This window comes from Rhodococcus sp. ABRD24 (assembly GCF_004328705.1).
Lineage (GTDB): Bacteria > Actinomycetota > Actinomycetes > Mycobacteriales > Mycobacteriaceae > Prescottella.
Window position 1 is genome coordinate 1234922 of record NZ_CP035319.1, and the last position, 21982, is coordinate 1256903.

The 21982-nt window shown below is 66.9% G+C and carries 23 protein-coding genes; 9 read left to right on the forward strand and 14 right to left on the reverse strand.

Annotated features, from left to right (window positions below; all coding sequences use genetic code 11):
• The first annotated feature begins 52 nt into the window (after positions 1-52).
• The 3 genes from ERC79_RS05535 (at position 53) to ERC79_RS05545 (ending at position 2531) form a co-directional block, all read left to right on the forward strand.
• Positions 53-1033, forward strand: a complete 981-nt coding sequence (locus ERC79_RS05535; RefSeq protein ID WP_207390431.1) for an endonuclease/exonuclease/phosphatase family protein — start codon at positions 53-55, stop codon at positions 1031-1033.
• A gap of 606 nt (positions 1034-1639) precedes the next feature.
• Complete coding sequence (locus tag ERC79_RS22925; protein ID WP_165497041.1) at positions 1640-2032, forward strand: hypothetical protein; 393 nt, start codon at positions 1640-1642, stop codon at positions 2030-2032.
• A gap of 166 nt (positions 2033-2198) precedes the next feature.
• Positions 2199-2531, forward strand: coding sequence for a hypothetical protein (locus tag ERC79_RS05545; protein ID WP_131576447.1), 333 nt, complete (start codon positions 2199-2201; stop codon positions 2529-2531).
• 39 nt (positions 2532-2570) lie between these two features.
• Here the strand turns inward: ERC79_RS05545 and ERC79_RS05550 are convergent, their stop codons facing one another.
• Positions 2571-3623, reverse strand: coding sequence for a DUF222 domain-containing protein (locus ERC79_RS05550; RefSeq protein ID WP_131576449.1), 1053 nt, complete (start codon positions 3621-3623; stop codon positions 2571-2573).
• A gap of 214 nt (positions 3624-3837) precedes the next feature.
• On the opposite strand from ERC79_RS05550, the gene ERC79_RS05555 reads away from it, so the two are divergent.
• Positions 3838-4353: a hypothetical protein gene (locus ERC79_RS05555; protein ID WP_131576451.1), complete on the forward strand. Its 516-nt coding sequence runs from the start codon at positions 3838-3840 to the stop codon at positions 4351-4353.
• A gap of 67 nt (positions 4354-4420) precedes the next feature.
• Here the strand turns inward: ERC79_RS05555 and ERC79_RS05560 are convergent, their stop codons facing one another.
• From ERC79_RS05560 to ERC79_RS05570, 3 genes are all read right to left on the reverse strand, one after another.
• Positions 4421-4738 (reverse strand): hypothetical protein, encoded by a 318-nt coding sequence (locus tag ERC79_RS05560; RefSeq protein WP_131576453.1) that lies wholly within the window; start codon positions 4736-4738, stop codon positions 4421-4423.
• A 166-nt stretch (positions 4739-4904) separates the two neighbouring features.
• Entirely contained in the window at positions 4905-5837 is a 933-nt protein-coding gene (locus ERC79_RS05565) for a 3-carboxyethylcatechol 2,3-dioxygenase (protein WP_131576455.1), read from the reverse strand.
• A gap of 61 nt (positions 5838-5898) precedes the next feature.
• Positions 5899-6705, reverse strand: coding sequence for an IclR family transcriptional regulator (locus ERC79_RS05570; protein ID WP_131576457.1), 807 nt, complete (start codon positions 6703-6705; stop codon positions 5899-5901).
• 191 nt (positions 6706-6896) lie between these two features.
• Between ERC79_RS05570 and ERC79_RS05575 the strand changes: the two genes are divergently transcribed.
• Both ERC79_RS05575 and ERC79_RS05580 read left to right on the forward strand, forming a co-directional pair.
• Positions 6897-7481 (forward strand): XRE family transcriptional regulator, encoded by a 585-nt coding sequence (locus ERC79_RS05575; RefSeq protein ID WP_131576459.1) that lies wholly within the window; start codon positions 6897-6899, stop codon positions 7479-7481.
• Positions 7482-7570: 89 nt separating this feature from the next.
• The gene (locus ERC79_RS05580) at positions 7571-9304 is read left to right on the forward strand and encodes a TIGR03767 family metallophosphoesterase (RefSeq protein ID WP_131576461.1); all 1734 of its coding nucleotides are present in this window, start codon (positions 7571-7573) and stop codon (positions 9302-9304) included.
• Here the strand turns inward: ERC79_RS05580 and ERC79_RS05585 are convergent.
• Positions 9301-9882, reverse strand: coding sequence for a potassium channel family protein (locus ERC79_RS05585; protein ID WP_131576463.1), 582 nt, complete (start codon positions 9880-9882; stop codon positions 9301-9303). The genes ERC79_RS05580 and ERC79_RS05585 overlap by 4 nt on opposite strands.
• 195 nt (positions 9883-10077) lie before the next feature.
• On the opposite strand from ERC79_RS05585, the gene ERC79_RS05590 reads away from it, so the two are divergent.
• A complete protein-coding gene (locus ERC79_RS05590) occupies positions 10078-11349 on the forward strand; it encodes an exopolyphosphatase (RefSeq protein WP_131576465.1) in 1272 nt (423 codons plus the stop codon).
• Here the strand turns inward: ERC79_RS05590 and tsaD are convergent.
• The 3 genes from tsaD to tsaB are packed head-to-tail and all read right to left on the reverse strand — an operon-like array spanning position 11303 to position 13472.
• Positions 11303-12343: a tRNA (adenosine(37)-N6)-threonylcarbamoyltransferase complex transferase subunit TsaD gene (gene tsaD, locus ERC79_RS05595; RefSeq protein WP_131576467.1), complete on the reverse strand. Its 1041-nt coding sequence runs from the start codon at positions 12341-12343 to the stop codon at positions 11303-11305. The two genes, ERC79_RS05590 and tsaD, sit on opposite strands and share 47 nt — an antisense overlap.
• A gap of 2 nt (positions 12344-12345) precedes the next feature.
• Positions 12346-12819: a ribosomal protein S18-alanine N-acetyltransferase gene (gene rimI, locus ERC79_RS05600; protein ID WP_131576469.1), complete on the reverse strand. Its 474-nt coding sequence runs from the start codon at positions 12817-12819 to the stop codon at positions 12346-12348.
• Complete coding sequence (gene tsaB, locus ERC79_RS05605; RefSeq protein ID WP_131576471.1) at positions 12816-13472, reverse strand: tRNA (adenosine(37)-N6)-threonylcarbamoyltransferase complex dimerization subunit type 1 TsaB; 657 nt, start codon at positions 13470-13472, stop codon at positions 12816-12818. Before tsaB ends, rimI begins: the two co-directional genes overlap by 4 nt.
• A 177-nt stretch (positions 13473-13649) precedes the next feature.
• Between tsaB and ERC79_RS05610 the strand changes: the two genes are divergently transcribed.
• Positions 13650-14528 carry an oxygenase MpaB family protein gene (locus ERC79_RS05610; protein ID WP_131576473.1) on the forward strand — a complete coding sequence of 293 codons (879 nt, stop codon included), beginning with the start codon at positions 13650-13652 and terminating at the stop codon, positions 14526-14528.
• A gap of 10 nt (positions 14529-14538) precedes the next feature.
• Here the strand turns inward: ERC79_RS05610 and tsaE are convergent, their stop codons facing one another.
• The 5 genes from tsaE to ERC79_RS05635 all read right to left on the reverse strand — a co-directional run bounded on the left by tsaE (position 14539) and on the right by ERC79_RS05635 (position 19599).
• On the reverse strand, positions 14539-15039 hold the full coding sequence (gene tsaE, locus ERC79_RS05615) for a tRNA (adenosine(37)-N6)-threonylcarbamoyltransferase complex ATPase subunit type 1 TsaE (RefSeq protein ID WP_131576475.1): 501 nt from the start codon (positions 15037-15039) through the stop codon (positions 14539-14541).
• Positions 15029-16114, reverse strand: coding sequence for an alpha/beta hydrolase (locus ERC79_RS05620; protein ID WP_131576477.1), 1086 nt, complete (start codon positions 16112-16114; stop codon positions 15029-15031). The genes tsaE and ERC79_RS05620 overlap by 11 nt, the downstream gene beginning before the upstream one ends.
• Complete coding sequence (gene alr, locus ERC79_RS05625) at positions 16111-17256, reverse strand: alanine racemase (protein ID WP_242676849.1); 1146 nt, start codon at positions 17254-17256, stop codon at positions 16111-16113. The genes ERC79_RS05620 and alr overlap by 4 nt, the downstream gene beginning before the upstream one ends.
• A 109-nt stretch (positions 17257-17365) precedes the next feature.
• Positions 17366-18817: an NAD(P)H-hydrate dehydratase gene (locus tag ERC79_RS05630; RefSeq protein WP_131576481.1), complete on the reverse strand. Its 1452-nt coding sequence runs from the start codon at positions 18815-18817 to the stop codon at positions 17366-17368.
• Between the two features lie 2 nt (positions 18818-18819).
• Complete coding sequence (locus ERC79_RS05635; protein ID WP_131576483.1) at positions 18820-19599, reverse strand: VOC family protein; 780 nt, start codon at positions 19597-19599, stop codon at positions 18820-18822.
• Between the two features lie 60 nt (positions 19600-19659).
• Here ERC79_RS05635 and ERC79_RS05640 point away from each other — a divergent pair, with 60 nt between their 5' ends.
• On the forward strand, positions 19660-20013 hold the full coding sequence (locus ERC79_RS05640) for a cupredoxin domain-containing protein (RefSeq protein WP_131576485.1): 354 nt from the start codon (positions 19660-19662) through the stop codon (positions 20011-20013).
• A gap of 30 nt (positions 20014-20043) precedes the next feature.
• On the opposite strand, the gene glmS is transcribed toward ERC79_RS05640, so the two are convergent.
• Positions 20044-21909 carry a glutamine--fructose-6-phosphate transaminase (isomerizing) gene (gene glmS, locus ERC79_RS05645; RefSeq protein ID WP_131576487.1) on the reverse strand — a complete coding sequence of 622 codons (1866 nt, stop codon included), beginning with the start codon at positions 21907-21909 and terminating at the stop codon, positions 20044-20046.
• Positions 21910-21982 lie beyond the last annotated feature (73 nt).

A 21982-nucleotide genomic window follows, 5' to 3' on the forward strand; every position in this document is an offset into this window, starting at 1 on the left:
AGACTGCCCATCACAAACCGGTTACGGAGGCGATGGGGGCGAAGTGTCGGTGATGGGATCCAGAACGCTACGACTGCTCGCCGCAGGAGTCGGCGCGGCAGGACTCGTGGCCGGGGTCGCAGCCTTGGCCGCGTTCAAATCCGGCGCCTCCAACAATCTGGTGATCGTGCTCGCGTCGTTCGCACCGCTGCTGTTGCTCGCGACGGTGGTCGGCGCGATCGTATCCGCCGTCGCCCGTCGGTGGCTGCTGCTCGCGGCCTCGGTTGTCGTTGTCGGCCTAGGCGCCTGGGCATACGGCCCGTTGTTCGTCGCTGGAGCGTCCGGCGAGCCGGCTGTGGACGCTAGCGGGCCGTCGATCCGGGTGATGCAGGCCAACATCATGGTGGGGTCGGCCGATCCGGAGGCGCTGGTGCAGACGGTGCGGGAGCGCGGCATCGATGTACTGACGATTCAGGAACTGACCGACCCGTCCGTCGAGGCGCTACGCGCAGCCGGACTCGAGAAACTGCTGCCCCATCAGTTTCTCGCGCCCTACGCGACCGGTGGTGGTGGCGGCGGCATCTACAGCAGGCTGCCGTTGGCGAACGGTAGTCGGGTCGACGGGATGGCGCTCACCAATCTGGTGACCGAGGTCGACGCCGGGCTGGCGAGGCCGGTGATCGTGTACGACGTGCATCCAGTTCCCGCGTACATCGCTCCGGCAGCGCACTGGACCGAGGATTTCGATCGGCTACGCGACGCCCTCGACTCGACCGCCGGAAGCGACAACGTCATCGTCAGCGGCGACTTCAATGCGACCTACTCGCACAGCAAGTTCCGCGACCTGCGCCGCGGCGGATACGTCGACGCCGCCGATCAATTGGGCGCTGGAATTCTGCCGACGTATCCCACCGACAAGCGTTACCCCGCCGTCGTCGGAATCGATCACATTCTCACGAAGGGTGCCGCTGCGACATCGCTCGAGCGCATCGCCATCGTCGGCTCGGACCACCACGGCCTCATCGCGGACGTGCAGTTGAGCAACGGGTCCTGACGCGGCCACCGATTCGCAGGACCGTGCGGGTTCCTCGTAGTTGTCTCGGGCCCGATCGTCACGCTTTCCTTCGTCACGACGTCAACAAGCCGACACGTCATGCCCGGAGGGAACCAGCCCCACCAGTCCGTAATGCGGGCAACGACTCTCTCCGCGGTGCTGGGCCGCAGGTAGGAAAACTGCTCCGGCTCCCCGAATCTCCTCCGACACCACATGTTTTGCCGACGGCGACGCAGCGTGAGGTAGTCCCGCACATACAGGCCCACGAGCCGGACAGTCGAGTGACTCGGGAGGCATCGCAGGGCTGCGCGCAAAGAAATCACGCATCTTGCGCTGGGAACGCGGGACACGCAGACGGAAGTCACCCACGGTGCACCGGCCGGTTGAACTCGTCGACCGGCGATTCGACCACGGCTCCGAAGGAACGCCAAGCAACCGCCGATTCGGCTCATCTTCGACCTCATCGGTCTCGGCGTACTGATCCAGATCCCACTGGTGTCAGATGCCAGGCCACCTTCCCGCCTAACACACTGCAGAACCACGTCGGCTATGTCACAACCGGATTCGGGCCGCGCCGCTTCGGCATGATGCCGCAGGTCCGGGACGGTGCCCTTCGCGACGGCCATCACGATCATTCGCGGGAGATCGAGGTTGCTGATGCCCGGGTACTTCTCGACGGCCTCCCGGATCTGGTCCGGGATCTGCATCTGCCCGCGTCGGTGTTCGTCGATCAGCGCGTCCCGCTCGTACTCGCTGATCAGTTCCGCCGCGAACCGCGCCTGTGGAGATGCGAGCCTGTCGCGACCGACACGAAGGAAGACCTCGTCCTCGAACTCGCTGGCCCGAGTCGACATCGCCCGACCCGCCGTTCGCTCGTTCCACACGTTCCGGGTCAGGGTGCTTCTCGAGATGCCCAACTCGGTGGCGGTCGCCCGCAACGGCGACGTGCCCGCTGGACGGTGGGCCGGGCGCGCACATCTACTTCGCGTTGTCCGCTGACCAGGCGGCGGGGGTTAACGCATGGATCGACCCGGAGACGGGCGGCCTGATCGTTGATGCCGAGACCTTGACGTTCACGGGAGATGTCGAGGTTCGGATCGACTCTGAGACTGTGCCCAGCGAAAACGACACGTCCCGCGCGGGGGCGGGGGGAGGGAACCGACGGATGACGAGCGAGATGCAGACCGTGGAGATCGAGTGGACCGAGGTGTCACACCACCGGGTGGCAGTGAACGTGGCTCCGGGCCTGGGCCTCGATTGTGTGGACCTGAGCGACGCGCTCGCTGCCCCGTTCGACGCGGGGTTCACCGGTGTCGAGCGGGAGGGGATCGCGGTCCGTCCTGTCGAGCACGATGCGGCTGCCCCGAGGTTAGGCCCGATCGGATGCGGGTGGGACCGGCCCGAAGTCGCCGGGCCGGTCCCGTTCGTCAGTGTGGTCGATAGCGTCGGCGCAGCACGGTTCGGCCTTCGCACCCACGGTGGATTTGAGGGCCTTTAGTGGCTGAGCTGGGAGGATCCCGGGTCCGAGGTGTCGCATTCAGGTTCGGGAACGCCTTGTGGGTGAGATGATGGTGTCGTAAGGGGCAGGTGACAGGAGGGGGTAGCGGTGTGGGTACGTCGCGTGGTGGCGGGGTTCGCAGGGGTGGGACTTGCTCTTGCAGTTGGAGGTTGCGGTAGCGGAGGTGATGCAGGCTCGGGGACAACGGATATCGCGGCGGTGGTGGCAACCGTGCCTCGTCCCGACCGGGTCGTGGTACATCAGCCGGGGTTCGTCGATATCGGCTTCCCGGCTGATGAGGTTCCTGTGTGGCCCGGACCCGACCCTTACGAGTTCCTTGGGCCCAGTCCACCGTCGGGCTCGAGCGGCGAGATCACTGGAGAGCAAGCTGAAGCCGTGTACGCGGCGGCACTCGATAATCCAGGCGAGCTTTGGAATGTCAGAGGCATTGTGTGGTGGCTGGTTGTCGATCCTCTTTAGGGAGGGCTCCACGTAGGATTCGACCCTCACACCCACGCTGGGTGTGGGCGATTTCTCATGTCGTGACCTGGGGTGATGGCATGTCCCGTCAGGTGACGGGATGAGAGCCGCCGCTTTGGTGTGGATGGTGTGCTCGAGCTCGGTGGGATGGGTGGTTTCTGGGGCGGTGTGAGGGGCTCCTGCGGACTCGCCCGCCACGATCTCCGCCTCCAACAAAACCACCGTCTCCGCCGACAACCCCGTCGTCTCACAATGAATCCGCCACACCCGCGCATAATCGACATCCCCCGCCAGGAACGCCGCCCGCGTCACCGGCAGACGTAACCGCAGATCCACCCCCAGATCACAGAAATGCGACGCCATCGTGTGCGAACACCCCAACCGCGTCGACACCTCCGCGATCGCCTCGTTACCGCAGTCACGCACATCCCCACCCCGCAACCGCACGTCCCGCTCGAGCGCCGACAACGTCAACTCACCCGCCAACAACACCTTCCGCGCCGCACACACGTTCTCCACCCGCGCCAACACAGACAACTCCACGAACCGTGCCGCGTCCCCCACGACCGCGTCCGTCAGCGCCTCACCGACCCCACCCCCGATATCGAACATAGTTTCGATTCTATCGAACCCCACCGACAAACACGGACGGAATCGAGAAGGTCATTCCAGACGCGCGGCCGTCAGAGCGGCTTCGCGAGGCACACACTGAGCGACAGCCCCTCTCAAAGCCCGTAGTTACGCAGACATCTCAGTTTCAGCCCGCGTCGTTGAGCATCCGAGAGTAGCCGCGGACATTTGCGTCCTGATACTGACCACGCTGCCGGTGATCGTGTTGTTGGGCCTCTACTACCGGTGGCCTCTGGTCGGAGGCGATGCGGACTATGACCGCAAGCTGTTCATCGCGGCGCCGATGCTCCTGATACTTGGTGCTGCTGCACTGTTCTGGATTCATCGAGCGTTGCCGTACGTCCGCGGTAGGGAAGGTTGGTCGTGGTGGGGTCTTCCAGCCCCCCCCGGTGTCGTCGTCACAGCAGCTTTTGTTGCCCTGGCGCTTCCGCCAGCCGGTTTCGACGAAGCCCGCCCTCGGCTCGAGGAAATCGCGCTCGAGATCATCGCTGCTCCAGGGAGCACACGGAGCGGTCTGGACGTCGGCGGGATCGATATCAGCCGAGTCGAACAGCGCAGCGGCGGAGCCGTGTACTTCATAGAATCCGATACCTCGTTCGGGACGACACACGGATGGATCTACTCGCCGACCGGAAACCCGGGTGAGCAGCGGAACTTCATATCGCTCAGGCACATCGACGGTTCCTGGTACGAATTCGAGTACGCAACATGAGTGCAGATCACCGCAAAGTCCATTCGGACAGCGCCCTGTGCATCGATCACCGACTGGACCGAAAGAGCTACGGCAGGTCGCGTTGCGCCAACCGAACATTCCCGATCGGAATGACACCGGGAAGGTAGTGGTGGCCCTCCGGCGACAGAACCAGGTCGGCAGCATCGACGCCGTGGACCTCCCAGACATCCACGGGGCCACCGGTGCTGTTCATCCGCACAAACCAATCACGCTCGAACTCGTCGGCAGCCAGGAAGCAGCCTTCCTGTTCCGGTAGACGACTGCCTGCAATACCGGGCGCAGCACCCATGCGGCGCCAGTCCAAGCCGAATCGCTGAATCGACGTTCGGTTCAGTGCCGAAGTGACGTGGTAGCGGACGGGCATATGCTCACAGTAACAAGCCTGAACACTGGCCAAGCGTGACGCCAGGTTCTTCTCGATCTGCCGGTGCACCCACATTGTTCGTTTGCCGCCGGCCCGAGAAGCCGGCGAGGCTCCGGCATCATCGATCGACCGTTCCGCCGTCGGCGCCGGAGCCGCTGCCGAACCTCTACCGCGCCGTGGTCACCGCAAATCCCGCGACCCATTCGGGAATGGGCCGGTAGTAACGCAACCGCACCTCGTACGAACCCGAGGCCGCGAGTGCCGCATACGCAGCGATCCATGTCCGCACCTCGTGCGACGAACCGCCGGCCTGCTCCTCGAAGAACTCGTTGGTCCAGCCGTCGAACACCTCGAGATCGCCTGCGGCGACGATGTCGAGAACATCGTTGTCCCACTCCGGGTTCAGCGGTTTACGCGTGGAAGTTCCTGCAGCCAGGTCGATTCCGGACTGCACGACGCGCTGCTCACCCCGAGCGCGCTGCTCGGGCGTGGGCGGATTACCGAGAATCAGCGCCTCCGCGACCCGCGGCGGGGCACCCGCGAGGATCGGTACCGGCGGATCGTGCGACAGACCGCCTGACGCCAGGAACAGCACACGCTTGTCGAGTAGCCTCGCCGCCTCGCCGAGCGCCTTGCCGAACTGGCGGATCCGGCGCACCGGACCGAGTGGCGCCGCAACGCCGTTGATGAATACCGGCACCACTGGGACCGACCGGATTCCGCCGAACAGCATCTCGAGCGGCTGCACGAACCCGTGATCGACCACCATGCGAGCCGAGATCGTCAGATCGATGTCACGCTCGAGCACGCCCTCTGCCATCGCATTGGCCGACTCCGCGTCGACCAGAATCTCCCCCTCGGCGGATCCGAAGTCGCCCACCGCGATCGCGCCCGTCGCAATCGCGAACGGGGGCATCTTCTCGTAGAAGAAGCCGTTGTAGTGATCCGGCGCGAACAGCACGACGATCTCGGGATCGAACTCCTCGATGAATGTGCGGGCCCCGGCGACGGCGTGATCGACCTCGTCGAGCACCTCCTGGTCCGGATCGTTGAGCCCGATCAACGGTGAATGGGACAGCGCAACCAGCGCTACTGTCATGAAAGACTCCTTCGCCTGAATCCGTTTCCGGCAACATTCGTTCCGGGAAGTTGTGACGGCGTTACGACGCGAGTGCGCTGTGCGCGGCGCACAGCGCCCGCGATGCGGCCAGGCTCACCCTGCGCAGCGCGGGCTCGACACTCGCCGGGGAGAAGCTCGACACGGGGCCCGACACCGAGAAAGCTGCTGCCACACGCAAACCCGGCCCCGCGACCGCCCCGCCGATGCAGACCAGACCGTCGCGGGTCTCCTCGCGGTCGAACGCCACCCCGGTCCGACGGACCTGGCCGAGTTCGGCACGCAGCCGGACCGCGTCCGTCACAGTGCGTTCGGTGCGGGCGACGAGGTCCCGGCCGAGCAGACCTTCGATGTCTTCGTTCGAGTACGCAAGCAACGCCTTGCCGACCGCGGTGCAGTGGGCCGGCGAACGTCCACCCACACGCGACGGCGATGCGACGTGCCGGTGCCCGTAGAGCTTGTTGATATAGAGCACATCCGGCCCGTGGAGCACCGCGAGATGGACGGTCTGCCGCGTCGCCTCGTACAGGTCCGCGAGATACGGTGTAAGGACGTCGCGAATCACCGAGTGGTGCGGCGCGTAGACCCGCTCGCCGAGGTTGTGCAGTTCTGCCCCGAGCCGGTAGTCGCTGCCGACCCGCTCGACGGCGTGGTTGCGCTCGAGCATCCCGAGAATGCGGTGCGCGGTGGACTTACTCAACCCCGAGCGGCGGGCCAGCTCGCTGACCCCGACGCCCGAATGCGCTTCACGGCCGAAGCTGGTGAGCAGGCTCATCGCTTTGTCAACGGCCGCACGCCCGTCACGCGCCGAGCTCGAATGCGACAGATCGGTCAGCTCCTGCACATCCATCGGTCCCTACCCATTCACTTCCGGAAACGGCCATCCCAGACGCAGCGCGTCGACGCGATCGAGTCTGCCCACCGGCCGTTTATATGTCAAGATGGACGATAGTTATATTAAAAGTGACACCCATGCTCGCTCGGCTTTAATCATGCGAAGCAGTGAGCGCATTCCCGTGACGCTCGAGGAGAGGAGGTTCGATGGACAGCAACGGCCTGATCGCACGCAACGTGCAGCGGTTCCGCGGCGAACGGCAAATGAGCATGGGCGAACTCGCCAAGCGCGCCAACCTGTCCAAGCAGACCCTCTCGAAGATCGAACAGGGCGTAGGCAATCCGACGGTGGAGACTATCGACGCGATCGCAGAGGCCCTCGACGTCCCACTGCGTCGCCTCGTTACCGAATGGGGCACCAGAGTCTTCATCGTCCGCGCCAGCGAAGGCACCTGGGCCGGCAAGCCCGGCGGAGCCACCAAGGTGCTCGACCAGATCTACGGCTCCGGCTATGTACGCACCAGCCTGACTCGACTACGCGCGGCGGACGACGCCGAACTGCTCCGGACCCCCGATTCCACCGGGACGCTGATCCATGCCTATGTGATCGCCGGAAGGGTCCGCGTCGGCCCCGCGAACGAACTCACCGACCTCGACACCGGCGACTTCGTCCAGTTCCCCAGCGACGTACCCCACGTGCTGACCGCGTTGAGCGCCGAAGCAACCGTGCACATCGTCACCACAATGCCCCAGGTTCCGCAGTTCGGCCCACTCACCGACGAGACCACCTGACCCGACACGTCACCGTAGTAACCCCGAACTGGGCTCGTACGGCTGATTCGTCCCTTACAGTGAGCGCCGTGGGCCAACATGAACATCAGATGAACAGGTTGAACCGCCGCACCTTCCTCGGTGCTGCCGGTGTCGGAGCGCTCGGGCTTTCCGGGATCCCGCTCCTCGGCAGCCGCTCGTGGAATCCCCTCACCGCGCGGGCCGCGGCCGCACCGCCGACCGCTTCGATCGCCGGCACCACCCTCGAGTCGGTGGCAGTTCCCCTGGGCACCAGCGGGTATCGCCGCCTGACGGCGGGGCCCGGCTGGCCACTGGTGGTCCGCACCGACCTGGCCGCGCCACAATCGGGGCGCGAAGACCGACGCACGGCGCTCGCCTCCGTCGTCCAGCTCACCGACGTCCACGTGCTCGACTCCCAGTCGCCCGTGCGTTTCGAATACGTCCATCCTTTCCAGGGCGCCGCGTTCCGGCCTCAGGAGACGATGACGGCACAGGGCCTGATCTCACTGATCTCCCGCGTGAACTCGCTGCGGATGGGCCCCCACACCCGTCGCGACTTCGACGCCGTGGTCACCACCGGCGACAACTCCGACAACAAGGAGTTCGTGGAACTCGGCTGGTTCCTCACCGCTCTCAACGGCGGCACGATCACCCCCAACACAGGCGATCCGACGCGGTACGAGGGCGTGCAGAACTCGGGTGCCGACCTGTACTGGAACCCCGAATCGTCGATCCGCGACATCTACAAGAAGGTCGGCTTCCCGGAGATCCCGGGTTTGCTGTCCGCAGCCCTGCAGCCCGTCACCAGCCCCGGACTACAGACCAAGTGGTACAGCGTATTCGGCAATCACGACGACTCCGTCGAGGGCACTCTCCCCAGCGGAATCCCCCCGCTCGAGGCGATGTACACGGGCGACAAGAAGTTCGAGGTCCCGGACTCGTCCGAGCAGTCGGCGCAGATCTCCAGCGCGCTCAGCTCGGACCCGACCGCGCTGCTCAATCTGCTGTCCGCGATCACGACCCCGCCACGCATCGTCACCCCTGATGCCCGGCGCAAGCCGTTCACCCCGCGCGAGTACATTGCGGCGCACCTGGATCCGGCGAACAAGGGTCCCGGCCCGATCGGGCACGGATTCGCGCCCGATGCCGCCGAGACCGGAATCGGCTACTACACCTTCGAGATCGCACCCGGCGTCATCGGGATCAGCATGGACTCGACCAACCGTGCCGGTTTCGTCGACGGCTCGCTGGGTGAGGCACAGTTCAAGTGGATCGAACAGGTCCTGCTGGCCGGCAGTAGCAAGTACTACGACACCAATGGCGCGCTGGTCACGCAAAGCCGCACCGACACCTACTTCGTCCTGTTCAGCCACCACACGAGCACGACGATGGCGAACACGCTCCCCGATCCGGAGCGTCCACTCGAGCCGCGCTACAAGGGCGCCCAGCTCGTGGATATGCTGCACCGCTTCCCGAATGTGCTCGCCTGGGTCAACGGTCACACCCACGAGAACCGGATCACCCCGCAGGTGGGACAGACCCCGGCCCAGGGCTTCTGGGAGATCAACACGGCCTCGCACATCGACTTCCCGCAGCAGGGGCGCATCATCGAGGTAGTCGACAACGCGGACGGCACGGTCTCGCTGCTGACCACGCTGATCGAGGCCGACAGCCCCTATCAGGCCGACTACGACGACTTCTCCCAGCTCGGACTCGCGTCGCTGTACCGCGAGCTGTCGTTCAACGACATCCATGCCGACCCGAAGCTGCTGGGCGGTTCGCCGGACCACAACGTCGAACTGGTCCTGGCCACACTGCGCTAGCTGTCGGCGCGGGCGTCCTCCGGGGCGTCCGCGCCGCCTTCGTTCTCCCGCCGGGCCTTACCCCATTTCGCAGCCTGCAGCAGGAGTTTCACGCCGACTGCAATCATCACCAGGTTGCCCATGATCTGCACCGTGACGACCGCGCGCGCCGTCTGGCCGATAGCCACGATGTCGCCGAAGCCGACGGTACCGAACACGGTGAGGGTGAAGTAGAGGGCATCCAGTCGGGTCAGCGGCTCATTGAACGACTCGTGATCCAACTGTGCCAGCAGGAAATCCGCAGTTGCCGAACCCAGGAGATAGATCGGCAACGTCACCAGAAGTGCCTGAGCGGCGCGCAGTGCGGGGGTCTTCGATCGAATGATCCGCCACACCTGCCACGCGCACAGGGCAACCACGGATCCGAGACCACTGAACAGGACGACGACCGCGCCGGTGTCGGACAATCGGTCCATCGGCAAGGTGAAGTACGCGACGGTCAGCACAACAACCAGGACCGACGGCCGCACGAACATCACCCACACGAGCCGCAGCCGACCCCCCGTACTCAGCTCCTTCAATGTGTGCCTGTCGGCCATACCAACCCACCTTGCCACCCACCTGTGCGATGTGCGGCGACATCCTCGACATCCTCGAACCCAGCACCGAGGCGCGATGTTCTGTAACGTTCGGGTAACGACGCCCAACGCCTGGAAGGGAAGTATCTCAGCTTTCGAGTATCTGCGGAGCCGGACGAGTCGGATTCGCAGACGCCGACAAGCAGGAGGTGGACAATGCGAAACTCACTCGGAATCTCTGCAGGAGCAGCGGGCGTGTGCACCGCACTCGTCACCACCGACGAGTCGGGAACTCATTACGTCGAGTACCGGACACTGTCCCTGGACACGGGCTCGGACACCGGGCTCGGTGATCTGACGCTCTCTGCCATCGATCTGATGACCATCCAGGTGCCGGACTGCAGGATCGAACCGGACGCGATCGCGGTCGCCTACCGTTCGGAGAGCCATGCGTCCACGCTGCGTTCGGCGGCGAAGCGTCAGCGGCGCGACATCCGTCTCGTGCCGGAGACCGTCGCGACCCTCACCTATCTACGCAGCACCGGACTCGTCGATCGGTACGGAACCATCGGGATCGTCGACCTCGGCGCGTCCGGGCTCACCGTCACAGTCGTCGACCGGGCCGAGGGGACCGTCCATCGCCGCGAACGGACCCATGACGTCAGCGGCGACGCAGCGGCCACGACGCCCGGTTCCACAATCGGCGAGCGCGTAGCGGAGTTCACCAACCGGATCTGTCGGCAGGCACTCCGCGTACCCGAGGCCGTCGTTCTGGTTGGCGGCGGAGCAAACATCCCCGAAGTCGGTCAGACCCTCGAACCCGAATTCGAGGGCCCGGTGATCATGGTTCCCGAGCCCGAGGCCGCCACCGCAAAAGGCACCGCGCTACTTGCGGTATCGGGTGAGCGACAGGAGTATCCGGTGGTCGCCGGGACAGGGGGCCACGTATCCGGCGCGCTGATCGGTGCGCTGGTGGTCGGACTGCTGGTCCTCGGGTACGGCCTTCGGACCGTCGTGCCGCGGAGCCCGGAGAACTTCGCTCCCACCAGCAGCGATGTCGTGCAGGTCCCCGACGATGTGCCGGCGGTCCTGCCGGAGGAAACCGGCATCCCCACCGAAGATCCGGACCCGACATCCGAGCAGCCGCTGCCGTACACGCCGCCGATCGTGACAACTGCCCCGATGTCGTCGCACACGAGCACCGCCGTTCCCCCTCGGACGGTCACATCGGAAACCCCGTCTACCAAGCCCGAACTGCCGTGGATCCCGCCGAAGTGGCCCGAACTGCCGACCGGCCTGCCTGACCTGGTGCCGCCACCGACCTCGAGTTCACAGCAACCGAGTCAGACTCCGACGACGTCACCAACGGTATCCACCACACCGTCGGCGCCCGAAACGTCGGCCAGCGTGGAACTCCCCACGACCGAGGTCGATCCGCCAGTCAGTCCCGAATCTGGCTCACCGACACCGGAAGCCCCGGATTCGTAGCCGAGGTGAACTCGGACGGCTCCGCGCCGCCTGCGATGATGTGAGCGCCCAGCGCCGCAATCATCACGCCGTTGTCGGTGCACAGCCTGGGACTCGGCACGCGCAGAGTCAATCCAGCTGCGGCACAGCGTTCCTCGGCCAGTGACCGGATCCGGGAATTCGCGGTGGCTCCGCCGCCGAGGACCAGAGTGTCGACGCCGACGTCTCGGGCCGCACGCACCGCCTTCATCGTCAGCACGTCCGCGACGGACTCCTGGAATCCCGCCGCGACATCGGCCATCGGAACCTGTTCACCGGCGCGCTCCTTCGCCTCGACGAACCGGGCGACTGCCGTCTTGAGGCCGGAGAACGAGAAGTCGTGCCGCGCGTCCCGCGATCCGGTCATGCCGCGCGGGAAGACGATCGCCTCGCGGTCCCCCTGCTGTGCAAGGCGATCCAACGCCGGACCACCCGGGAACCCGAGCCCCAGCAACCGGGCCACCTTGTCGAACGCCTCGCCGGCGGCGTCGTCGACGGTGGTGCCCAGCTCGACGATCGGCTTGCGTCCCAGCTCCTCCACGTGCAGCAGATGGGTGTGACCGCCCGAAACTAGCAGGGCCACGCATGGCGGCATCGGCCCGTGCTCGATGGTGTCGACCGCAACGTGCCCACCGAGATGATTGATCGCATAGAAGGGCACATTCCACGCCGCCGCGTACGCCTTCGCGGCCGCGACCCCGACCAGCAACGCGCCCGCCAGTCCGGGGCCGATGGTCACCGCAAGCGCGTCCGGCTTCTCGATGCCCGCCGCCGCGAGCGCGCGGCGCATGGTCGGCACCATTGCCTCGAGGTGCGCGCGCGAAGCCACCTCGGGCACGACGCCGCCGTAGCGGGCATGCTGATCGACGCTGGAGGCCACCTCGTCGGCGAGCAACTCGCAGTGCCCGCCGTCGAGCCACCGGACGATGCCGACTCCGGTCTCGTCGCAAGAGCTTTCGATACCCATCACGATCATGGCTATGACTCCTCGCCCCGCACCGGGCGGCGCATTGTGTACGCGTCCGCGCCGCTCGGCTGGTAGTACCTCTTCCTGGTCCCGACGATCTCGAAGCCCTCACGCTCGTAGAGCGCGATCGCCGGGGCATTGTCGGTGCGGACCTCGAGGAACACCGGCCCGCCCCACTTGTCCGCCACGCGCAACAGCTCGGCCAGCAGCGCCGTGCCGATGCCGCCGCGCTGCGCGGACGGGTCGACCCCGATCGTGTGGACCTCGGCCTCGGGGATCACGCTGCTGCCGAGCAGGGACACCCCCGCGTATCCGATGAGTGTGTCGGCACCGTCCCGCGCCGTGAAGTAGTGGTTGTGCCCACCCGCAAGTTCCGACCGGAACGCGTGCGCCGTCCACGGATCGTCACCGGGGAACAGCACCTGCTCGAGTTCGGCGCACCGGTCGGCGTCGGCGTCGGTCATCGGCACGATCCGGATGCTCATTTCTTCCGGTCCGCCAACTCCACCGCGTCCGGGCGGCGCAGGTAGAGCGGCACCAGCGGTTCCGGCTCCACACCGACGCGCAACGCCTGCGCCGCGACCGCCACCAGACCAGCGGGAGACGGCGTCTCGACCGGCTCGACCGGCAGATCGAACATGTCCACGTGCGACGCCGATCCGGCGATCACCCGAGACGGGGCTGCATCGAGTTCGGACGGCTTGATCACGTCCGGCCCCGCCACCCGCTCGCCACCCGAGTAGCGAGCCCAGTACACCTCGCGGCGCCGGGCATCGGTGACCACCAGCAGGTCCCCGTCGCCGGCGACGTCGGCGGCGATCGCATCCAAGCTGCACACGCCGTGGACCGGGATGCCCAGCGCATCACCGAACGCCGCGGCGGTCGCCATCCCGACACGCAGACCGGTGAACGGTCCGGGACCGACACCGACGACGACGGCATCCAGATCGGCAGCGGTATGCCCCGATTCCGTGAGGCACTCGAGGACCTGCGGGGTCAGGACCTCCGCGTGCGCGCGGGCGTCGACGGTGATCCGGACCGCGAGTAGCCGGGCATCACCGGAATCCGAATCACGGTCGAGGCTCACAACACCCGCGGTGACGGCGGGAGTGGAGGTATCGATGGCAAGGACAAGCACGATGTACCAGGCTACTCGCCATTCGAGTGGCTTCCCGGACCGGCCGACCGACGCACCCGCCGCGAACTCGTCCGCGCGTCACGCTTGGTACAAACGTCCAACTTCGGGACGATCACTCTCGATGCCCGCCGGGCAGTCTCATCACAGCGCAGTTGCATCAGACGGAAGGGACCACCAATGAGCGAGGCGGTCGGGAACATTGCAGACCAGGAACCGAGCCGACGGCAGGACGACGGGCTCTTCGGCCCGGACAGCATCACCTGGCGCCTGTTCGCCGATCCGGCGTCCTCGCTGGGCGCGGTCTGCGGCATCCTGCTCCAGACCCTGAACCCTGACATGATGACGCTGTTCAGCAAGGTCTCCGACAACTACGGCGATCCGGCAGGCCGGGCGGCGCGCACCGTCAAGTACCTCGACACCACCGTCTTCGGGGACACCGCGCACGCCCTCGCTGCCGGCGAAGCGGTGCGGCGCATGCACCGCCACGCCAAGTGGACCGACGAGCGCACCGGCCGCGTCCTGGTCGCCGACGAGCCCGACTGGCTCGTGTGGACGCACAACACCCTCGTGTGGGGCATCCTGCGCAGCTCCGAACTGTACGGACCGAGCCTCACGGCGGCCGAACGCGACCGCTTCGTCGTCGAGCAGCACAAGGCGGCCGAACTCGTCGGCATCGACCCGGCGACGCTGGCCTCCACCGAGGCCGAACTCGACGCCTACATCCATGCCCAGGTGGAGTGGCTGGCCGTCACGCTGCCCGCCGCGGAGGCCACCGTCGCGCTGCGCAAGCCGACGCTGAAGGGCAACCCGATCAAGGTCGTGTCGTCGGTCGTGATCCAGGACGGCATCATCGCGCTGCTGCCCGAGTGGGCGCGCACCATGTTCGGCGTCGCCGGCCGCCCGATGAGCCTCGGCGGCGCCGCCCGGGCGACCCGCCTGCTCATGGCCGCCGCCCGGCGCAACAAGCCCTACGAGAAGCTGATCGCAGACATTCTGAAGCAGGTCGATGCGCACCCGTACCGCAAGGTGCGCGGCATCGACGGGGTACGCCGCTGACCGACCCGAGTCAGCGGGCGGCGGGACCGGACACCCACTCCCAGCTTGCAGTACGCACGTCGGAATCTGGTTCGCGCCGCAGCCGCACCCGCAGGTGTCGCTCGGCGAGGTGTTCGACGACGCCCTCTCCCCATTCGACGACGACGACTGCATCGGCCAGATCGGTGTCGAGATCCAGCGCGTCGAGTTCGTCGAGCATGTCGGCGGCGCTCTCACTGAGCCGATAGGCATCTACGTGAACCATCGAAACGGGTGCGCCGCCACCAGGTCTCGTCCCGGGACGGTGCTCGCGTGCGATGATGAACGTCGGCGACGTCACCCGTCCGTGGACCCCGAGTCCGGCGGCGATGCCCCGGGTCAGCGCAGTCTTACCAGCGCCGAGTGGGCCGTCGAGCACCACCAGGGCACCCGCGACCAGGTCGTGGGCCAGGCGCCGCCCGAACGCCTCGGTGTCCTCGACTGTGGGCAGCGTCACCGTGCCCTCGCTCGCCATCCGAGTGTCAGCCGGCATCGCTGCGCTCCAGTTCGATTGCCGGCGCCACATTCCTTCGTATCGACACGGCGCGCCGGACCAGCCGATCGATAGCATCGGAGGTTACCTGCGGGAACTCGAGCTCCACGAGATGGCCTGCGTCGCGGACCCGGACCAGCTCCGCACACGGCAGCGCGGCGGCGAGCGACCTGGAGCTCGAGAACGGGATGATCATGTCGGCGTCGCCGCACAGCACCAGGACCGGCGTATCCGACAGCACAGGCAGGGCCTCGGACTCGTCGTGCAGTTCGAGCGACTCGAGGAAGTTGACGATGGTCACGACTGAAGTCGAGTTGAGAATGCCCTCGGAAAAGTCCACCAGTCGCGGGCTGACGTCCGTGCCGTACGACGCGGCCCGCAGGATCGGTGCGATCACCGCGCGCGCCGCCCCGCGTGCCTGCTGGACCATCCCGGGGGCAGTACGCACCGCGAGCCGGAAGGCGTCGATCACCGGGTTGTCGAGGTTGCGGCCAAGGCCCGACTTGTTCAGGCCCGCCGCAGTCGTCGCCAACAGGCCGACGCCGATCACCTTGTCGTCGAACAACTCCGGGAACTGCCGAGCCATCGCGAGGATTGTCATACCACCCATCGAGTGCCCGACGAGTACCACCGGTCCGGACGGCGCCACCTCCTCGATCACCGTCACGAGGTCGCGTCCGAGCTGCGCAATGGTGCAACTCTCCACCGCGGGCATCCCCGATTCACCGTGGCCACGCTGGTCGTAGAACACCATGCGGACATCGCTGCCCCAGAGTTCGGCGAGTTGCTGTCGCTGGAAGTGCCACGACTCCATCCGCAGGCAGTACCCGTGCACGAAGATCACCGTGAGCGGCGCGTCATCCGGGCCGACCTCCCGCACCAGCAACGCGACGCCGTCCTCCGCCCTGACTGTCCGGCTCCGGTCCCGGGACATCGACGCGAAGTCCTCGGCACCGTAGATCTCGGGGCCGCGGCGCGTCGTCACGGCCTTGACAGCGTTGAGTCCCGCGAGCGTGCCGACGGCGGCAAGCCCCGCCACACCTCCGAACAGGCCCAGCCTGTTCAGGATGTTCACGACATACCGCCCGATCCGCCGACATAGGTTCGCACCGTTCGTCCCCGCACCGATGTCACCACTTCGTAGTGGATGGTGCCGAGGGCGTCGGCCCAGTCCTGCGCGTGCGGTACGCCGTCCTGACCACTTCCGAAGAACACCGCGGTATCCCCCTCACGGACGCCTGCACCGTCCGGCCCCAGGTCCACGATCAGCTGATCCATGCATACGCGCCCGATGCCCGGTCGCCGATCGTCGCCGAGCCAGACCTCGAACCGGCCACCGAGAGCCCGCGGAACACCGTCCGCGTATCCGACCGGCAGCAACGCGACCGTCGTGTCGTGCGGGGCCACCCATGTGTGCCCGTAGGACACACCCTCACCAGCTGCCACCTTCTTCACCAGCGCCACCCTCGATCGGAACGTCATGACCGGCCGTAGGCCGAACGTCCCCAGGTCCGGTACCGGGGACAGTCCGTATATCGCAATTCCGGGCCGAACCATGTCGAATCGCAGGTCAGCGCGTGTGAGGGTGGCCGCCGAGTTCGACAGGTGAGCCGCCTCCGGCATCAGCCCGATCCGCTTGGCATCCGCGAGTGCACCCATGAAGCGGTCGCGTTGATCGTCGATTACCGGGTGATGCGGCTCGTCGGCGTGCGCGAGATGTGAGAAGACGCCCTTGAACCGGACGGCCCCCTCCGCCTGCACACGCGCAAGCTCCTTCAGGAAGTCGGTCCACTCTTCCCGTGAGACACCGTTGCGGTTGAGTCCGGTATCGACCTTGATCGTCACGACCGCGGCCACACCGACCTCACGCGCGGCAGCAGCGACGGCCGCGAGATGTCGCGGCGACGACAGCCCCAGCTCGACGCCCGCGGCGATCGCCGGGGCATAGTCCGAATCGGCGGTATGCAGCCACGACAGCACCGGGACGTCGATGCCCGCATTCTTGAGTTCGAGGCCTTCGGCGAGTGTCGTCACACCCAGCTCACGCGCCCCCGCCGCCAGCGCGGCCCGCGCAACCGGCACCGCACCGTGGTTGTACGCGTCCGCCTTCACTACCGCCATGACGGCCGCATCGCCCGCATGTTCGCGCAGTATCCGGACGTTGTGGGCGACCGCGTCGAGATCGATCACCGCTTCCGCCTGCGGCGCCCCCGTCACGGTGCCGCTCGGGTTGCTGGGTTCGGTCTCGGACTCCTGCGCGGTACTCACGGCATTCGATCCTGCCACTCACCGGGACAAAGCAGGCCCGCGGGTGCACTCCGACCAGTCACGATTCGCACACATGTGAGCGAAGAATCCGGACCGCCGCCCGTAAGTGCCCGAGCAGAGTCGACGCCGAGATCGGCGCAAGCCCGGCCTCTCCGGTCTCCTCGGCGCCCTCGCGCGCACCAAGGTTGGCCGCGAGTGAATGCGCCCGCGCACCCACCGCAGCGGCAAGAGCCGGTTCGAGGCCTGTCGCCATCAGGGCTCCCACGATGCCCGAGAGCACGTCGCCCGACCCGGCGGTGGCCGCCCACGAACTGCCCGCCTCGTTGACGTACACGCGGCCGTGCGGATCGGCGATCACCGTCGACCGCCCCTTCAGCAGGACCGTGACACCCCACTCGGCGGCCAGCGCCCTCGTCGCAGCCACCCGGTCCGGGGCGGGCGCTACGCCGGTGAGCCGCTCGAACTCGCCCGCATGAGGGGTCAGTAGCGTCGCGGCACTGCGGCCACGCACCAGCTCCGGGCGCTCGGCCAGCAGGTTCAAGCCGTCAGCGTCGACCAGCACCGGCTGATCCGATGCCAGGACCGTGCGTACGTCGTCGAGCGCCACGGCGTCGGTGCCGATTCCGGGTCCGACGACCCACGCCTGCACTCGCCCGGCTTCTGCCGGAGACGGCGCCGCGACCACCTCGGGCCAGTGGTCGAGCACATGCGTGGCGGCTCGGCCCGCGTACCGCACCATGCCGGCCGTCGCGGTCACCGCGGCGCCCGAGGACAGTACTGCGGCGCCCGGATAGCGGTCGCTCCCGGCCACGATCCCCACCACGCCCTGCGAGTACTTGTCGTCGGAGGCGCGGGGCACAGGCCACAACCGACCCACCTCCGACGCGTCGAGCGCGGTCAGGTCGGGATCCGGCAGCTCCAGGCCGATGGGCACCAGTTCGACGCGACCGCACCGGGCGCCGGCCAGCACGTGCACGGGTTTGAGCGCCCCGAACGCGACCGTCACCTCGGCGGTGACGGCGGGACCCTCGACGGCACCGGTGTCGGGGTCGACGCCGCTCGGCAGGTCCACCGCGACGATCGGGGCATCGAGGTCCGCGACCATCGCGGCGGCCGCAGGACGCAGCGGACCCTTGCCGGAGATCCCGACAATGCCGTCGAGCACCAGATCAGGTGTGCCCGGGTCCGATGAGACTCGGCCGCCCGCCGCGGTGAACGCCGCGAGCCCCGCTGCATGGGCACGGGCCGGGTCGAGCAGGACCGCTGTGACCGACGCTCCCCGCCTACGCAACATCGTCCCGGCCCACAGCGCGTCTCCGCCGTTGTCGCCCGACCCCACCAGCAGCGTGACAGTGCGACCGACCACGCCGCCGGTCCGGGCACGCAGTTCCGCGGTCGCGACCCGCGCCAGCCCGTACGCTGCGCGCCGCATCAGAGCGCCGTCCGGCAGGCTCGCGAGCAGCGGCGCCTCGGCGGCTTTGACCTGCGACGTCGTGAAGTACTTCCGCATCGCTACCCGGCCGCCGACGGGCCGACGATCATGAACTGCGCACCGTTCGGGTCGGCGACGTTCGCCATCCGCCCGTGTTCGGAATCCCACGGATCGCGCAGCACCGTCCCGCCGAGTTCCACGAGCTTGGCGACGGCGTCGTCGGTGTTGTCTACCTGAACGAACATTTGCCAGTGCGACGGTACCTCCGCCGGCATCGCGGTGCTCGCGTCGAATATCCCGGCGAGGACGTTGTCATCGAACTTCCCTGTGGTGTAACGGAATTCATCGGTGTCACTGAGAGATTCGAGGTTCCACCCGAACACGTCGCGGTAGAACGGCAGCGCCGCGTCGTAGTTCTTGCTGACCAGTTCGAACCACGCGGGGGCACCATGCTCACCCATCACCCCGAAGCCTTTGTGCTCGGCCGGCTGCCAGGCCCCGACGACACCACCCGACGGGTCCATGAACATCGCCATCCGGCCCGCCGCCGGCACCGTCATCGGCTCCATCATCACCTGACCGCCCGAGTCGGCCACCGCCTTCGCGGTGGCATCTGCGTCGGCAGTCGCAAGGTAGGTGGTCCAGACGTCGACATACGGATTGCCGGGCTCGCCGGGCATCATGCCGGCCACCGGCTTCGCATCCTTGAAGAACATCACATAGCCGCCGTACTCCTCGCCGGATGTCTCATGGGTCCAGCCGAACATCGCGTCGTAGAACGCTGCGGCGCGATCGACGCCGGAGGTCTGCAGATCGACCCAGCAGGGCGCGCCGAGCGGCGCGGAATCACGGGTGGGCATGACAACTCCTCGTGGGCTCGAGGTCAGGGACACACTCGTGCCCAGACTACGCTGAATCCCATGAACCGACTGGCAACCGCCACGATCACCGGAATCACTTTGGCCGCAGTACTTTCCGGGTGCACCGACACCTCAGCCGACGAGCCCGAGGTCGGCAGCGAGCTCACGGTGAAGGTCGCGAACATGACGTACTCACCGACCTCGATCACCATCTCCGCAGGACAGAAGGTCACATGGGTCTTCGACGATCGCGGCACCCCCCACGATGTCGTCGGAGTCGGCGATGCCAAGGCCGTCCTGCGCAGTCCGCTGAAGACGTCCGGGTCCTGGGAATTCACCTTCACCCAGCCGGGTACCTACAACTACACATGCTCGCTGCATCCGGACATGCTCGGTGTCGTCATCGTGACGTGACGACACCGAGCGTCCGGGTCTGTGTGAGTACTACTCGACAGTGACGGACTTCGCGAGGTTGCGCGGCTTGTCGACATCGAGGCCTCGGGCCTGCGCAACCTCCGCCGCGAACACCTGCAGGGGCACCGTCGAGAGCAACGGTTGCAGCAGCGTCGGCGCCGCCGGAATCTCGATCAGGTGATCGGCGTGCGCACGAACCGCCTCGTCGCCCTCCTCGGCGATGACGATCGTCTTCGCACCGCGGGCCTTGATCTCCTGAATGTTCGACACCAGCTTCGAGTGCAGCACCGCCCGTCCCTTCGGCGACGGCATGATCACGATGACCGGCAGCCCGTCCTCGATCAGCGCGATCGGGCCGTGCTTGAGCTCGCCGGCAGCGAAACCCTCGGCGTGCATGTACGCGAGCTCCTTGAGCTTGAGCGCACCCTCGAGCGCCACCGGGTACCCCACATGGCGACCCAGGAACAGCACCGCCGGCGACTGCGCGAACTCGCGGGCGAGCGCACGTACCGGCTCGACGGTCCCGAGCACCCGGCTCACCAGCTCCGGCATCGCAGCAAGGTCTGCATACTCACGCGCCACCTCGTCCGGATACTTGGTGCCGCGGGCCTGCGCCAAGGCCAATCCCACCAGGTAGTTCGCGGTCACCTGGGCGAGGAACGCCTTGGTGGAGGCCACAGCGATCTCCGGACCCGCCCGGGTATAGAGGACCGCGTCGGCCTCGCGCGGGATCTGCGCACCGTTGGTGTTGCAGATCGCGAGGACACGTGCCTTCTGGTCCTTGGCGTGCTTGACGGCCTCGAGCGTGTCCGCGGTCTCGCCCGACTGCGAGATCGCGACGACAAGCGTGGAACGGTCCAGTACCGGGTCGCGGTAGCGGAACTCGCTCGCGAGCTCCACCTCGACAGGAAGCCGGGTCCAGTGCTCGATCGCGTACTTCGCGAGCAGACCCGAGTGGTACGCGCTGCCGCACGCGACGACGAAGATCTTGTCGACATCACGCAGTTCCTGATCGGAGAGCCGCTGCTCGTCGAGCACGATCCTGCCGTCCGCGAAGTGCCCGAGCAGGGTGTCGGAGACGGCCTGCGGCTGCTCCTGGATCTCCTTGAGCATGAAGTAGTCGTGACCGCCCTTCTCGGCGGCCTGCAGATCCCAGTCGATTGTGAAAGGCCGCGTCGGGACGTCCGAATTCCCGAAGAAGTCGGTGACCGCGTAGCCACCCGCAGTGATGACCACTACCTGGTCCTGACCCAACTCCACCGCGTCACGCGTGTGTTCGATGAAGGCGGCCACATCCGAGCCGATGAACGTCTCGCCCTCTCCGACACCGATGACGAGCGGCGTCGAACGGCGGGCCGCGATGATCATGTCGGGATGGTCGGCGTGCGTGAACACGAGCGTGAACGCACCCTCGAGCCGACGCAGCACCGACAGCGCGCTCTCCACGAAGTCACCGGCCGTCGGGCCGCTCTCGTACGCCTTCGCCACGAGGTGCACGGCCACCTCGGAGTCGGTATCGCTGAGCAGATCCACACCGGCCGCCTCGAGCTCGGCTCGCAGCAGAGCGAAGTTCTCGATGATGCCGTTGTGCACCACGGCCAGCTTGCCGCTCGCATCCCGGTGTGGATGCGCGTTGCGGTCGGTGGGCTTGCCGTGGGTCGCCCAGCGGGTGTGACCCATACCTGTGGTGCCGACGAACCTGCCGTCTCCGGTCTCGGCCAGCTCCGCCTCGAGGTTGGCCAGACGCCCTGCCTTGCGTTCGGTGGCCAGCCCGCCCGCGCCGTCTGCCACCGCGATCCCAGCAGAGTCGTAACCGCGGTATTCCATCCGCCGCAACGCCTCCACGACGACACCCAAAGCCTGGCGGTGGCCCACGTAACCCACGATTCCGCACATGGTTCACCAGCGTACTTGGGCCGCAGTGCGGAACGAACTCGGACAGGCGGACTGCCGCCACTCCCAAGTGTCG